The 13,678-nt window shown below is 64.7% G+C and carries 11 protein-coding genes and 1 pseudogene; 5 read left to right on the top strand and 7 right to left on the bottom strand.

Translation table 11 applies throughout. The features are described from left to right. Nucleotides 1-9: 9 nt before the first annotated feature. Genes C474_RS14910 through C474_RS14900 form a run of 3 tightly spaced genes read right to left on the bottom strand, consistent with a single transcriptional unit; the run spans nucleotide 10 to nucleotide 3,166 of the window. On the bottom strand, nucleotides 10-888 hold the full coding sequence (locus tag C474_RS14910; protein WP_008388273.1) for a carbohydrate ABC transporter permease: 879 nt from the start codon (nucleotides 886-888) through the stop codon (nucleotides 10-12). Further along, complete coding sequence (locus C474_RS14905) at nucleotides 881-1,792, bottom strand: carbohydrate ABC transporter permease (RefSeq protein WP_049917061.1); 912 nt, start codon at nucleotides 1,790-1,792, stop codon at nucleotides 881-883. The genes C474_RS14910 and C474_RS14905 overlap by 8 nt, the downstream gene beginning before the upstream one ends. A 42-nt stretch (nucleotides 1,793-1,834) precedes the next feature. Beyond that, the gene (locus C474_RS14900) at nucleotides 1,835-3,166 is read right to left on the bottom strand and encodes an extracellular solute-binding protein (RefSeq protein WP_008388269.1); all 1,332 of its coding nucleotides are present in this window, start codon (nucleotides 3,164-3,166) and stop codon (nucleotides 1,835-1,837) included. Between the two features lie 184 nt (nucleotides 3,167-3,350). Here C474_RS14900 and C474_RS14895 point away from each other — a divergent pair, with 184 nt between their 5' ends. After that, nucleotides 3,351-6,029, top strand: coding sequence for a glycoside hydrolase family 2 protein (locus tag C474_RS14895; RefSeq protein WP_049917060.1), 2,679 nt, complete (start codon nucleotides 3,351-3,353; stop codon nucleotides 6,027-6,029). Nucleotides 6,030-6,086: 57 nt separating this feature from the next. Here C474_RS14895 and C474_RS14890 read toward each other — a convergent pair whose 3' ends face one another. Next, nucleotides 6,087-7,589 (bottom strand): alpha-N-arabinofuranosidase, encoded by a 1,503-nt coding sequence (locus C474_RS14890; RefSeq protein WP_008388266.1) that lies wholly within the window; start codon nucleotides 7,587-7,589, stop codon nucleotides 6,087-6,089. A gap of 1,307 nt (nucleotides 7,590-8,896) precedes the next feature. Between C474_RS14890 and C474_RS14885 the strand changes: the two genes are divergently transcribed. Next, nucleotides 8,897-9,388, top strand: a complete 492-nt coding sequence (locus C474_RS14885) for a halocyanin domain-containing protein (RefSeq protein WP_008388265.1) — start codon at nucleotides 8,897-8,899, stop codon at nucleotides 9,386-9,388. A gap of 50 nt (nucleotides 9,389-9,438) precedes the next feature. Here the strand turns inward: C474_RS14885 and C474_RS14880 are convergent, their stop codons facing one another. Next, a complete protein-coding gene (locus C474_RS14880) occupies nucleotides 9,439-9,639 on the bottom strand; it encodes an HVO_2142 family zinc finger protein (RefSeq protein WP_008388263.1) in 201 nt (66 codons plus the stop codon). Between the two features lie 357 nt (nucleotides 9,640-9,996). Here C474_RS14880 and C474_RS14875 point away from each other — a divergent pair, with 357 nt between their 5' ends. After that, nucleotides 9,997-10,245 (top strand): HalOD1 output domain-containing protein, encoded by a 249-nt coding sequence (locus C474_RS14875; protein WP_008388262.1) that lies wholly within the window; start codon nucleotides 9,997-9,999, stop codon nucleotides 10,243-10,245. A gap of 110 nt (nucleotides 10,246-10,355) precedes the next feature. On the opposite strand, the gene C474_RS14870 is transcribed toward C474_RS14875, so the two are convergent. Both C474_RS14870 and C474_RS14865 read right to left on the bottom strand, forming a co-directional pair. Beyond that, on the bottom strand, nucleotides 10,356-11,393 hold the full coding sequence (locus C474_RS14870) for a zinc-dependent alcohol dehydrogenase family protein (RefSeq protein WP_008388260.1): 1,038 nt from the start codon (nucleotides 11,391-11,393) through the stop codon (nucleotides 10,356-10,358). Nucleotides 11,394-11,550: 157 nt separating this feature from the next. Beyond that, nucleotides 11,551-11,982: pseudogene (locus C474_RS14865) on the bottom strand (helix-turn-helix domain-containing protein); the annotation flags it as partial. 54 nt (nucleotides 11,983-12,036) lie between these two features. Here C474_RS14865 and C474_RS14860 point away from each other — a divergent pair. Both C474_RS14860 and C474_RS14855 read left to right on the top strand, forming a co-directional pair. Then, nucleotides 12,037-12,330, top strand: coding sequence for a RidA family protein (locus tag C474_RS14860; protein WP_008388256.1), 294 nt, complete (start codon nucleotides 12,037-12,039; stop codon nucleotides 12,328-12,330). An 80-nt stretch (nucleotides 12,331-12,410) separates the two neighbouring features. Next, nucleotides 12,411-13,628 carry an ABC transporter substrate-binding protein gene (locus C474_RS14855; RefSeq protein WP_008388254.1) on the top strand — a complete coding sequence of 406 codons (1,218 nt, stop codon included), beginning with the start codon at nucleotides 12,411-12,413 and terminating at the stop codon, nucleotides 13,626-13,628. The last annotated feature ends 50 nt before the right edge of the window (nucleotides 13,629-13,678 follow it).

The raw sequence follows: 13,678 nt of genomic DNA, 5'->3' as shown, positions 1-13,678 counted from the left end.
TTAACAGTGTTACGTCACGCCCTGCATCTCGACGGCCGTCATGAGCTGTTCCTGCAGGAGGAGGAACAGGATGAACAGCGGGCCCGAGGCGACGACGGCGGACGCCATCGTCAGCGCAGGCTGAATCGTGAAGTTGTCTCGGAGGACGACTACCCCGATGGGAAGCGTGTAAGCGGCCTCGCTCTGGAGCACGATGAGCGGCCAGAGGAACTGATTCCAGCTCCAGACGAACATGAACAGCGCAAGGGCGGTCAGGATGGACTTCGACAGCGGAAGTATCATCCGCGTGTAGATGCGGAAGTTGGAGAAGCCGTCGAGTTGGGCCGCCTCCTGCAGTTCGTACGGGATGTCGCGGAAGAACTGCACGAGGAGGAACACCCCGAGCGGTCCGGCCGCGAACGGCAGGATGACCGCGAGGTAGTTGTTGATCAGCCCCAGTTCCGCGATGACGAGGTACAGCGGGATGATGTTGACGAACCCCGGCACCATGAAGCTCGCGACGATGAGCGCGAGCAGGTAGCGCTGTCCCTTCCACTCGAGTCGGGTGAGCGAGAAGGCGATCATCGAGTCGATCAACAGCACGAGTAGCGTCGTGATAGACGATATCAGCAGCGTGTTCAGCCCCCACTGGAGAATCTGCGAGGTGGCGAACAGTTGGATGTACGAACCCAGCGTGATCGGGTTGGGAATCCAGTTCATCCCCGTCGCGACGGCCGCCTCCGACGTCTTGAGCGACGTGGAGATCATGTACGCGTAAGGGATGACGAACACCAGCGCCGCCCCGTACATCGCGACGTGGACGAGGACGTTCCGCATCGAGAACCCGGTCGTCGTGGACGACCCGACCTCTTCTTGGCGCTGGCTCTGATCCGCGGTCGCTTCACTCATTGTCGCCTCCGAGCAGGTAGTAGTTCGCGATTGAAACGCCGACGAGAATCGCCGTCAGCACGTACCCGATCGCGGACGCGTAACCGAAGCTCCGCTGGTTGAACGCCGCCTGATACAGGTACATCACGAGCGTTTCGGTCGCCTGCCCCGGACCGCCCGCGGTCATCACGTACGGTTGACCGTACACCTGGAACGCCCAGATGAGGTTGATGACGATGACGAAGAAGATGGCGCCGCGCATCTGCGGGACGGTCACGTCCCGGAACTGCCGCCACGTCCCCGCGCCGTCGAGTTTGGCCGCCTCGTAGAGATACTCCGGGACGCTCTGTCTCGCCGACAGCAGGATGACGAAGCTGAACCCGACCAGCCACCAGACGGTCGTCAGCGCGATGGCGGGCATCGCGAACAGTCGCGACTGGAGCCACTGGGGCGGGTTCGACATCACCATTCCGAGGTAGTAGTTGATGACTCCGTACTGCGTCGAGTAGAGGTCGGTCCAGAGGATGGCCGCGACCGACACCGTCAGGATGTAGGGGCTGAAGAAGATGGCCCGCAGGAAGCCCTGCCCCTTGATGTCGCGGTTGACGCCGAGGGCGAGGCCGAGACCGACCAGGAGAATCGACGGTACGGTGAGGACCGCGAAGTACGCCGTGTTGAAGAGGGCGTTTTGGAACTGCTCGTCTGCGAGCAGTCGCGCGTAGTTGTCCAGCCCGATAAACGTCGATTCGGCGGGCGCGAGCGCGTTCCAATCGAAGAGGCTCATGTATCCGCCGATAAGTAGCGGAAGGAGCAGGAACACGCCGAAGATAATCAGGTAGGGCGAGGCGAACAGGACGCCCTCCATCAGTTCCCGTCCGGAGCGACTTTCGGGGGTTATTCCGTCGAGTTTGTCTGTTGTTGCCATGGTGTGTGTCTGTGTGGTTTCTGTATCGGTTGTCGGTTCGAGTTACTGTATGGCCGAGTTCCACGCTTCGACGCCCTGCTGAATGGCCGCATCGACGGGAGTGTTCTGGGCGTAGGCGTCGGTGATCCACGTCCAGTTGCTCGTCGCGTACATGTCAGCGTTTCCGAGTTGGGGCCAGTAGGCGAGGTGTCCGTCGGCGGCCATCTCCGCGAAGTATTTTAGCGTCTTGTCCCACAGCACCGACTTCCGGAGCGCGTCGCTGTTGAGGATGGGGCTGTACGCCGGGAGGTGGCCCGCCTGTGCGCCCCACGAGGGGTTCTCCTGCGTGATCCACTCCGCCGCGTCGACCGAGAGCTGTACCCGTTCGTCGCTCAGGTTTGGCTGCTTGGGGACGACGATGGTGTGGCTGTCCGCCGTCGACCGGAGCTGCTGAGCCTCCGGGAAGACGCGGGGTTTGTCGAACCCCCACTCGTAGTTCTGCTCCTGCATAACGCTCACGTACCACGTTCCGTTGACGGTCATCGCGACCGATCCGTTCCGGATGCCCCGGGCAACCCGGTCGGCGGAGATGTCGGGGCGGTCCCACCCCCGTTCGCCGGAGATGCTGGCGAGGAAGTCGAGGGACCGCGTTCCGGCGTCCCCCCCGAACGTCACCTCGGTGTGGTCGTCGTTGAACATGCTCCCCTCGTACTGGTGAAGTCCCATGAACCACTGTCTGAACCCGCCGCCGCCGCCCCAGTAGGGGTCGGGACTGAAGGGCAGCGCGTCGGTGTTTTCGAGGATGGCGTTGCACGCCTCTTGGAACTTCGAGAAGCTATCGATGGGCGGTTCCACGCCCGCCTCGCGGAGGAGGTCAATGTTGTAGTACAGGCCCACGGGGTGAGAGTCCATGGGCACCGCGTACTGGCCGCCGTCGATACGGCAGGCGTCGAGGATGGTATCCACGTAGTCGTTCGAGTTCAAGTTGTCGCTGATGTCGACGAGCGCGTCCTGAAACTGACGGAGATACGACGCGTGCGAGATGGCGATGTCGGGGGGCTTCCCCCCGGTCATCGATGTGAACAGACGGGTGTAGTGTTCGGCCCACGGGGTCCGCTGGCGGTTGATGCGGACGTTCTCGCCGAGCGGACGTTGCTCGTTGAACTTGTCGATGATCGACGCCATTATCTCGCCGTCGCCGCCGCCGAACAGTGTCCAGTAGTCGAGTACGGTTTCGTTACTACTCTGCCCACCAGCGACGCCCATACAGCCCCCGAGGCCGCCGATACCGACCGCACCCGCCGCGGCGACGAATCGGCGGCGACCGAGGCTGTCGGACGCTCCGCTCGGACTGGTAGTATCGTCTTCCGCGCGCTTCGTGGTATCGGATACCATTTCCCTAGAACGGCTATGCTTAATTATAATAAATGTTCTCTCTCGGGTTCGATCATGTTCTGCGGTTCCGTCGCGCGAGCGTCCCGAATCCGTTCGTTCGTCGCCGATACGGAGCGGGCCGTTCAGTTGGCGGATTCGTCGACGAGTGCAAAGCATGATATGGTACGGCAGAGCACAGGAAGTCATGCAACGGACGACGCTCACGCGCGACCCGACGCGCGAACTCTCCGGCGACTGGGAGTTCGCGACCGACCCCGAGGACGACGGCCGGACGGAGGGGTGGTACGACCCCGACGCGGCGTGGGAGGACCCCCGCGAGGTGTCGGTCCCCCACTCCTGGCAGGAAGAAGCGGATCTCCGGGAGTACGTCGGCGTCGCGTGGTACCGGCGAACGGTGGACTTGGACGCCGTCGACGACGACCGGCGGGCGGTGCTGTACTTCGGTGCCGCCGACTACGACGCCACCGTCTGGGTCAACGGCGAACGCGTCGGTTGCAACCGCGAGGGGTATCTCCCCTTCAGGTTCGACGTCACCGACGCGCTGGTCGCCGGGGAGAATACGGTCGCGGTCCGGGTCGAAGACCCCGAGGATATCTCCGAGATTCCCCACGGGAAGCAGGGCGAACCGTGGTACACCCGCGTCAGCGGACTCTGGCAGCGGGTCGACCTCGCGGTCGTTCCCGAAGTTCGGGTTCGCGACGCCCGCGTCACGCCGGACCTGAGCGACGACACCGCCCGGGTCGACGTGTCCGTGACGGCCCCCGAGGAAGGGGAGCCGTTGGCGGACCTCTCCGCGGACGTCCGGATTCGCTCGGACGGGACGGAGGTGGCGAGTCGGACGGCCCCGGTCGGCGACGACGGAACGGCGAGCGTAACCCTCGCACTCGACGACCCCGACTACTGGACGCCCGACACCCCCCACCTGTACGAGGTGGCCGTTGACCTCGGCCGCGGCGGCGACCGAATCGACGCCTACGCCGACACGTTCGGCATGCGGAGCGTCGAACGGTCGGAGGACGAACTCTTCCTCAACGGCGACCCGCTATTCGTCCGGGGGGCGCTGGACCAGGCGTTCTACCCCGACACGTTCTACCGCCCCGCCGACCTCGGCACGTTCGAAACGGAGATTCGCGCCGCGAAGGAGATGGGGTTCAACCTCCTCAGAAAGCACATCAAGCCCGCCCACCCGCGGTTTCTCGAACTCGCCGACGAGATTGGGATGCTCGTCTGGGAGGAGCCCGCGAATCCGAGCGCCTACTCCGAGGCGTCCCGCGAGGCCGTCCGCGACCAGTTCGCGGGGCTGGTCGAACGCGACTTCAACCGGCCGAGCGTGATCGCGTGGAGCCTCTACAACGAGGAGTGGGGAATCGGGGGACTCTACGAAGACGAAGAGGAGTCGCTGTGGACCGACGGCGAGAAACAGGAGTTCCTCGCGTCGTTCTTCGAGTCGGCGCGCGAGCGCGATCCGACCCGACTGGTGTGCGACAACTCCGGGTGGGCGCACGTGGTCACCGACCTCAACGACTACCACGAGTACTTCGTCGTCCCCGACCGCGCCGACGCGTGGCGCGAGCAACTCGACCGCATCGTCGACGACCCCGCGGAGAACTACGGCGTCGACGACCCCGACCCGGCCCCGCTCCTGATTTCGGAGTTCGGCACGTGGGGGCTTCCGTCGGTCGACGCGCTCGAATCCCACTACGACGGCGAGCCCCACTGGTACCGCCACGGCTTCCTCTCGGGGTTGAAGTCGCCCGCGGGCGTCCGCGACCGGTTCGAGGCGAGCCACCTCTCGGACACCTTCGACGATCTCGACGACCTGGCCGACGCGTGGCAGCGTCGAGAATGTCTCTCGATCGCCGAGAGTATCGCTGACATGCGGAGTCACGAGGGCGTCGCCGGCTACGTCGTCACCGAGTTGACCGACATCGAGTGGGAGTTCAACGGCCTCCTCGACTACCTCCGCGAGGAGAAGGCATCCGTCGACGCGTTCGCGCGAGCCAACGCGCCGGTCGCGGTACAGGTTCGCCCCGACGCGCACGTATACTGGGACGACGGGCGGGTCGAAGCAGACCTCGCGGTCGTCAACGACACTGGCGAGCGCATCGAAGGGACGCTCCGGTGGGAGGCGTTCGGTGAGACGGGCGAAACCGGGGTCTCGGTCGAGCCGTTCGGAAACGAGCGGCTCGCGGGCGGGATTTCGGTCGACGCACCGTCCGTCGAAGGTGTCCGCGACGGGTCGGTGAGCGCCGAACTCGTCGGAGCGACGGTCGACGCCGCGGACGAGGCGTCGCTCACGGTCGTCTCGCGCAACGTCGGTCTCGACGACCGCACCGTCTACACCGACCACGACGGCCTCCGGCGCGCGTTGGCGGACGATGACGGACCGTCGGTCGTCGACGACCCCGAGGACTGCGACGTGGCGTTCGTCACCCGAGTCGACGACGCGACCCGCGAGTTCGTCGAGGCCGGCGGCGCGGCGGCGCTCCTCCCCGACTCCGAGGGTCGGATGGACGGGTCCGACGAGTTCTCCTTCACCGACCTCCCCGAGGAGGAGAGCTGGAACCTCTGCGCGTCGTTCGTCTCCCAGACGCTCCTCCTGGACGTCGACGTCGTTCCGGGGTGGGCGTTCGAGGGTCTCTACCCCTACGCGTACGCCGTGGACTCCGATCCCGCTGGCGAGACGTTCGCGGGATACACCGAAGGCTGGCTCGCCAACACCGGCGCCGTCGCGCTCTCGCGGTCGGCGGGCGACGGACAACTCGGGGCGTGCACCCTCCGCGTCACCGACGGCTACGGCTCGCACCCCACCGCGACCGCGGTGCTCGCGGCGCTGGCGGACGAACTCTGCGACGACGCCTGAGTTCCGACTCCTCGGCGCATTCGGTCGAAAAAGGCTCGACGGATGGAGACCGTCCGACTACCGGACCGAGATGCCCGCGACCGCTCCGGGTGCGAGGTCCGCGACGAGACTCCCCTCTTCGACGGAGACGTCGAGTTCCTGGCGCGCGAACTCCTCGGCGTTGTCGGCGGTGACCTCGACGTCGAGTTCGTTGTCGGCGAACAGCACCTCCGCCTCCACGTCGGCCGCGTCGGCGTCGAGGCCTTCGAGCGACACCTCGACGGTCCGGCTCTCGCGGACGTCGAGGTTGGTGAGGGTGACGAACGTGCCGTCGTCGTCGAGGGACGCTGAAGCGCCGACAAGCGGGAGCTCCTCGTCGTCGACGTCGCGCTCGGGCGCGTCGACGGAGGTGGTGACCGCGTCGTTCCCCTTGTGGGGGGCGTAGAGATCGAACACGCGGTAGGTCGGTCGCGCCCACGCGTCGTCGCCGTCGGTCTCGACGAGACACTGGAGCACGTTGACCGTCTGGGCGATGTTCGACATCGTCATCACGTCGGCGTGGTGGTTGAAGACGTCGAGCATCGCGGCGGCCGACAGCGCGTCGAGTGCGGTTCCGGGCTGTTCGAGACCGTTCTCCGAGACGGCCTCGGTGTGCCACGTCCCCCACTCGTCGATGATGATGCCGATGTCGTCGGTGGTCGCGACCGCGTTGACCGCCGCGGCGATCCGTTCGATGTGGTGGTTCATCTCGAGCGCCTCGACCAGCATCTGCTCGTAGTCGTCTTCGTCCGTCTCGGAGTCGACGACGCTCATCGTCCGCCCGTAGTAGTGGTGGAGCGTGAGATGGTCGAGCGGGAAGTGCACGCCCCACGCGCTGTTTCCGACCTCCTCCATGAATCGGTGGTTCCACTCGTGGTCCTCGAACCCGCACGCGATGAGTTCGAGGTCGTCCTCGAGCATCAGATTGTCCATGCTCCCGACGTACGTTGCAAACCGGCGGTACTCGCGCGCGTACTGCTCGGGGCTCATTCGACCGCCACAGCCCCAGTTCTCGTTGCCGATTCCCCAGTATTTCACGCCGTACCCGTCCTCGTGGCCGTTCTCTCGGCGTCGGTCGGCGAGTTCGGTGTCCCCCTCGTAGTTGCAGTACTCCACCCAGTCGGCCGCCTCCTGTGGGTCCCCCGACCCGACGTTGGCCGCGAGGTAAGGCTCGGTGTCGAGTCGCTCGCAGAGCCGCAGAAATTCGTCGGTTCCGAACTCGTTGGACTCCTCGGGCACCTCGTCGGTATCCTGCGCCCAGAAGAGGTTGCGACGGCGGGGTCGGTCCTCGACGGGTCCGACGCCGTCCTCCCAGTGGTAGTCGTCCGCGAAGCAGCCGCCCGGCCACCGGAGTACGGGCATCTCCAGGTCCTCGAGGAGCGAGACCACGTCGTCGCGGTAGCCGTCCTCGTCGTCGTTCTCGCTACGCCAGACGCCGTCGTAGACACACCGTCCGAGATGTTCCGAGAAATGGCTGTGAACTTCGGGTTCGATCCGATCGATGACTGCTTGGGTATGGACTGTAACCTGCGCGTCTGTCATACGGTCATTCGGTGATTGCGCGGGAGGCATAAATCGATCGGTCGTTTCGGTCGTATTAGGTGTTCGCGGCCGTGACTTTCATCGAACCTTGGAACCGAGTTCGCTCGGATCGGACCGACAAACCGAGAGAAACCGGTGAATCGGTTCTACCATCGAGAACGCAGTTTTGGCGAGAAAAAACCCCGTGTGGACGAGTACGAGGACATCTCGATGGCAGAAATGTCTCCGAGCATTCGTTTTGAACCAGAGAACGAGGATACGCGAGCACGAGAGAGTCTCGCTATCACAGAATACGGACGTAACGAGAGTCGAGCGAGGTATTCTCGGAGAGATATCGGTGGCGAATGTGGTGGAGCGTCCTTTACATTACAAAACTATGAATGTAAGGAAATAGCGTGCTAAGCGATTGCGAGGAAAGGTTCGTGACTGTGATTGTCTCACTCTGCGTCGTCGCGTTCTCGTATCCAGAACGAGAGTGTTCGGACGAGGACTGTGGACGAACGCGCGATGCCACCGTTACCGAGGTGGATTCGCGATGTTCCTCGTCGACGGTAGCGGACCGAGAGCACGGGGAAAGCGCGGGTGCACGACTCGGAGGGCCCGTAGAACGTCGATAAGGCGAAGACGACGAACGTTACGGGTGGTAGTACCGCCAACTCACCGAAAGTCAGGAGTACAGTGATCCGCCCGCGTTACAACGAGGCACATCGAGTCAAGACCGACAGAGACGTGCGACTAGGAGAAATGCGCCTATCTTTATCTGACCCGTTCTATGGGGATTTCATCGAAATAGGTCTATATTAGGCGCAGAAGGACACTACCACAGCATCTCAATACCCAGGGTACGTACCTTAGATTGTCAAATCCCCAAATAGTCCTAAATTTGGGGTTTTAGAGTACTTACACTACCTATTAACGACCTAAATCGCCAAAATAGAATTGTATTTCGAATATGAATAGATGTCTGCAGATAGACCACCGGGATATATGCGAACGCACTCAATATGTGAGTACACAAAATCAGGCTTACCTCGAATTTCGGCCCATCCGTTAGCCAAGCCGCGAGTATCTATCGGTGGCCGACATCGAAAGACGGGGAGACTCGATCCGCGACTGTAGTGCGAGAGAACAGACGCTTCAGAGACTATAGGTTCACTCGGCAATGCGGTCGAGCGGGTCGCCTAGGAGTCGCCCACACCGGCGCTTCCGCACGACCTCGGGACCGGACTGCTGAGAACGGCGACCGGTCGAACGGACCGGAAGGAAACCGGGATATATCGGCGCGACGACGGATAGGGAGAGCACTCGTGTACGACGAACGCACTTCAAGACGGCACCTCCTCCGCGGCGTCGCGGTGACGACCGCGGCGGGCCCTCTCGTGGCCGGTTGCATCGGCGATGGAGGGGGGACGAACGACGCGGCGACGCCCCGGGGCGACACCGAACCGAACGACCGGACGTTCGACGGGTGGTTAGACGGCGTCGAAGGCGCGGATTCCCTCGTCGACCGGACGGACGCCTCGGACGTTCGCGTGCGCGTCGGCACCGAGGGGAACGGCGGCTACTTCGCGTTTGCCCCCGTCGTCCTCCGCGTCTCGTCGGGGACGACGGTCACGTGGGAGTGGACGGGGGTCGGCAGCGCCCACAACGTCGTCGCCAAGGACGGGTCGTTCCGGAGCGAACTCACGGGCGACGAGGGAACGACGTTCTCGCACGAATTCGACGCGTCGGGCGTCGCGAAGTACGCCTGCCTGCCGCACCGGTCGCTCGGCATGAAGGGCGTCGTCGTCGTCGAATAATTCGAACGAGCGCGCCGAGCGTACGACTCCCGGTAAGTCCGCGTGCGCCGTTACCGGTCGCCCGACGCGGTCACCGAGTCGTCGGTAGCCGGGCCACTCGCCGCACACCCGACGTACACGTCGTGCCGGTATCGGCAGTTCTGACAGAAGAACTGCGCGTAGCCGGCCGACTGGGTTCCACTGAACAGCAGTTCGTCGCCGCAGTCCGGACACCATTCGGGGGGCACGTCCTGCGGTCGTTCGAGACTCATGAAAGGACTGATAATCGGAGAAGAGTTTCAATCTATCGGTCAATAAAATGCTAACACTCGCGGGTAGGATTGCGTACCGACTTCTCGAATATTTTTCACGACGACGCGGACTGGGGTCGTCGGTCGACCGTCCGGTCGGGGGTCGCAGGGTTTGCGGAACATACCCAATCCGTGCGCTAAGATACCAATAGTGAGAATTTCACGATAAGTATTATAACATTGTATGCGACAGGTAAGATAGAGCTTCAGTCGATCCGAGAGATGCGTTCGGTAACCCCGACGCGGCGGTCGCTCGGAGGGCTGTCGACCGGGAGAACACCTATGTCACAAACGTCATCCAACGGAGGAACTCACGCAGTGGGAGACCCGCACGTTCGCGAGAGCGCGACGCTGGAGATCGTGTCGCTCGTCGCAGAAGCGAAGGGCTGCCAACCGTGGGAGCTCCGACCGCTCTCGCGCGTGACTGACCCTGACGCCATCGAGAACCTGTTGCAGGCGTCCTCGAACGCGCGCTTCGAGATCAGTTTCGACTACGAGGGCGGCCGCGTGACGGTGACGTCCGACGGCGGCATCGCCTACGAGTTCCCCGAGAAATCCTCGGCGTAACGGCCCGTCGGACGGCGGGGCTGAGACGCCGCCCGCGGCCGAAACGTCGTCTTTTGTCGAGTCGGAATTCGAAGAGCGCGACGACTCGCGTCGAGAGACGGGCCCCCCGCTCAGGGTTTGACGAGAACTTTCACCGCCTCGCGGTCGTCCATCGCGGCGTAACCCTCCGGAACGCCGTCCAGGTCGACGGTCTTCGTGAACACCGGGGAGGGGTCAAGCGTCCCCTGCAGCACGTCCGCCATCAGTTCGTCGGCGTAGGCGCGGACGGGGGCGACGCCGCCGCGCAGGGAGATGTTGTTCCCGAAGAACTCGTGCAGGTCCAAGCCGTCGCCCATGCCGTGCGGGACGCCGACGTAGCCGACGGTGCCGCCGGGGCGGCAGACGCCCGTGGCCGTCTCCATCGCCGAGGTGGCGCCGACGCACTCCAAGACGTGGTTCACGCCGCCCTTCGTCATCTCGTTCACCCGTTCTATCGCCTCCTCGCCGCGTTCGGTGACGAGGTCCGTCGCACCGAACTCCTCGGCGATTTCGAGGCGGTCTTCGTGGTGGCCTACGGCGATGATGCGCTCCGCGCCGAGTCTCCGCGCCGCGAGGACGCCGCAGAGTCCGACGGCCCCGTCGCCGACGACGGCGCAGGTCGAACCCGCCTCGACGCCCGCGTTGACCGCGGCGTGGTGGCCCGTCCCCATCACGTCCGTGAGAGGAAGGAGCGCTTCGAGCGTATCCTCGTCGTCGGCGTGGCGGTCCGGAACGCGGACGAGCGTGCCGTCGGCGTGCGGACAGCGCACGAGTTCGCCCTGTGCCCCGCCGTTGTCGCCGCCCCACGAGTCGCCGTTGACGCAGGAGGTGTGGAGCCCCTTGCGACAGTACTCACAGGAGCCGCAACTGATGACGAACGGAGCGAACACCCGGTCTCCGGGTTCGACCGACCGCACCTTCTCGCCGACTTCCTCGACGATGCCCATCGGTTCGTGGCCGACCGGGGAGGGTGCGTCCCGGTCGCTCCGACCGCGGTAGAACCAGAGGTCCGACCCGCAGACGGCGGTGTGCGTCACCCGAACGACGGCGCCCCGCGGCGAGTCGAGTTCCGGGTCCTCGACGTCTTCGACGCGGATGTCCTCGGGACCGTGGTAGACGGCTGCGCGCATACGGCGACTGCACGCGAGGGACGCAAAAATCCCCGCACTGCGGCGGCGATTTCTGGCAGCGACTCGGCGCGCTTGCGGCGGCCGAATCTTCGAGCCGAGGCCGAAGGAAGAGGAGGCGAACCCCGACCTCGTTCTCGCTTCTTCCGTCGGGTCGGCCTCAGAGCGCCGCGTCGACGAACTGCTCGACGATGAGGTCTTCGGCCGTCCGCAGTCGGTACTGCACCGTCGACCGGGGCACGTCCAGCAGCGACGCCAACTCCGCGACGGTCACGTCCCGCGGGCGGGAGTAGTAGCCGTGCTCGACGGCCGCTTCGAGCACCTCCCAGTGGGCGGGCGACAACTGCGCGGCGACCCGCGAGTCGACGTCCCAGTTGCCGGCGCGGGAGAGGTGCGACACTTCGAGAGCGAGCCCCTCCCGGAGGTTCGACTCGATGGCGTCGTACAGGTCGCCGATGGGTTGTTCGCCGGGGTAGAGGATGCGCCAGCGGTACTCGCCGTCGGTGCGCCGGGACTCGAAGACGACGCCGTCGCCGAGGTGGTCGACGACGTGGTGGGGGATGGAGTGACAGCGGTGGACCTCCTCCCGGTACGCAGTCTCAGCGCCACCGCGGGGTACGGCATCCGGAAGCGGGACCTCCAACTCATGTTCTTCGACGGGAAGTTTCCGACTCGGGCGAACGCCGACGAGATGAACGTCGAAGAACAGACCGTCGACGTCCTCGAACGAGTCGAGACGGCCGCCCGACGCGCCGGCGTGGAGATGAACGACGTACTCCGAACGACCGTCTACACGACCGACGTAGACCGCACCGACGACATCGAGGCGGCGTACGAGTCCTACTTCGCGGACCGACGGCCCGCGATGACCGTCGTCGGCGTGGCCGACCTGCCGGACGAGGCGGCCGTCCAGATAGAAGCGACGGCCGTCGAGCGCTGACGAGCGACGCGTCCTCCTCGATTCTTTAGGCACGCCGAAAAATCGGAACGTCTATAACTTTTTAGGGTAGCCTAAATCTCATGGCACGAGACGACGAGAGGTTCGAGAGGCCGACGCGACGGAGGTACCTGACGTACGGCGGCGCGGTGATGAGCGCCGGACTGCTGGCCGGGTGTACCGCGGGGAGCGAATCCGTCCCGGCGGCGACGGATGGGGGCGCGACGGCGACAGCGACGGAGTCATCGACCGCGACCGAGGCGGAGGAGTCGGCCGCGGCGGGAGAGGGGTCCTATACCGTGTCGATGGAACCGGTGGGCGAGGTTAGATTCGAGTCGGTACCCGAACGTTGGGTCGCCTACGACGGCGGCTACGCGGACATGGCCGTCGCGTTAGGGCACGGCGGCGGAATCGCCGGCATCGGGGGCGCGGACCGCTACTACACCGACGTCTACGACGAACTGCCCGGCGTGAGCGTCGACCGAGAGACGATAGAGGGACATCCGGAGGTCCGGACGAAAGAGGAGTTCTACGAACTCGACGCCGACGTGCACCTGTACGACCCGTACATGCTCGTCAACTGGTTCGACTGGAGCGAGGACGACGTCGAGGAGGTGGCGACGAACGTCGCGCCGTTCTTCGGGAACCTCATCTTCCGGCGCTCGGACGAGTGGCACGACTATCGGTACTACACCCTGTACGAAGCGTTCGAGAAGGTGGCGCGACTGTTCCGCGAGGAGGCGCGTTACGAAGCGTTCGCCGCCCTCCACGAGGAGTTTCTCTCGAACCTGCGGTCGCAGTTGCCGCCGGCGTCCGAACGGCCGAACGTCTTTCTCACCTACGAGGGCACCGACGAACCCGAGACGTTCTCGCCGTACCGCCTGCACGACAAGGGGACGAGCAAGAAGCAGTGGCGCGACCTGGGCGTCACCGACGCCCTCGACGGCACCGACATCGAGAACCTGAGCACGACCAACCGCGGCGAACTCGACTACGAGACCCTGCTCGAAGTCGACCCGGACGTGATACTGATCCGCGGCCACGAACGCGACTCGGCGACCGAGTTCCGGGACACGGTGCTGGCGTACATGCGCGACCACGCGGTGGGCGGCGAACTGACGGCCGTACGGGAGGGACGCGTCTACCGCGGCGGCTACCTCAACCAGGGGCCCATCCACAACCTGTTTCTCACCGAACGCGCCGCGAAACAGCTCTATCCGGACGTGTTCGGCGAGGTGACCGGCGACGCGGAGCTGTTCGACCGGCAGCGAGTCGCGGATATCGTCGCCGGGGAGTTCTGAGCGGGTCGGCGGACGCCGACCTTCGGTTCCCCGTCTCTCCGGCCCGAAAC

This window comes from Halogeometricum pallidum JCM 14848 (assembly GCF_000337095.1).
Lineage (GTDB): Archaea > Halobacteriota > Halobacteria > Halobacteriales > Haloferacaceae > Halogeometricum > Halogeometricum pallidum.
This window is presented reverse-complemented; position numbering and strand designations above follow the sequence as displayed.

Excerpts from the sequence above, each read along its gene's own strand:
- C474_RS14890 (WP_008388266.1), bottom strand. The coding sequence starts at position 7,589 with ATGACAGACGCGCAGGTTACAGTCCATACCCAAGCAGTCATCGATCGG.
- C474_RS14860 (WP_008388256.1), top strand. The coding sequence starts at position 12,037 with ATGTTCTTCGACGGGAAGTTTCCGACTCGGGCGAACGCCGACGAGATG.
- C474_RS14895 (WP_049917060.1), top strand. The coding sequence starts at position 3,351 with ATGCAACGGACGACGCTCACGCGCGACCCGACGCGCGAACTCTCCGGC.
- C474_RS14870 (WP_008388260.1), bottom strand. The coding sequence starts at position 11,393 with ATGCGCGCAGCCGTCTACCACGGTCCCGAGGACATCCGCGTCGAAGAC.
- C474_RS14905 (WP_049917061.1), bottom strand. The coding sequence starts at position 1,792 with ATGGCAACAACAGACAAACTCGACGGAATAACCCCCGAAAGTCGCTCC.
- C474_RS14910 (WP_008388273.1), bottom strand. The coding sequence starts at position 888 with ATGAGTGAAGCGACCGCGGATCAGAGCCAGCGCCAAGAAGAGGTCGGG.
- C474_RS14855 (WP_008388254.1), top strand. The coding sequence starts at position 12,411 with ATGGCACGAGACGACGAGAGGTTCGAGAGGCCGACGCGACGGAGGTAC.
- C474_RS14900 (WP_008388269.1), bottom strand. The coding sequence starts at position 3,166 with ATGGTATCCGATACCACGAAGCGCGCGGAAGACGATACTACCAGTCCG.
- C474_RS14880 (WP_008388263.1), bottom strand. The coding sequence starts at position 9,639 with ATGAGTCTCGAACGACCGCAGGACGTGCCCCCCGAATGGTGTCCGGAC.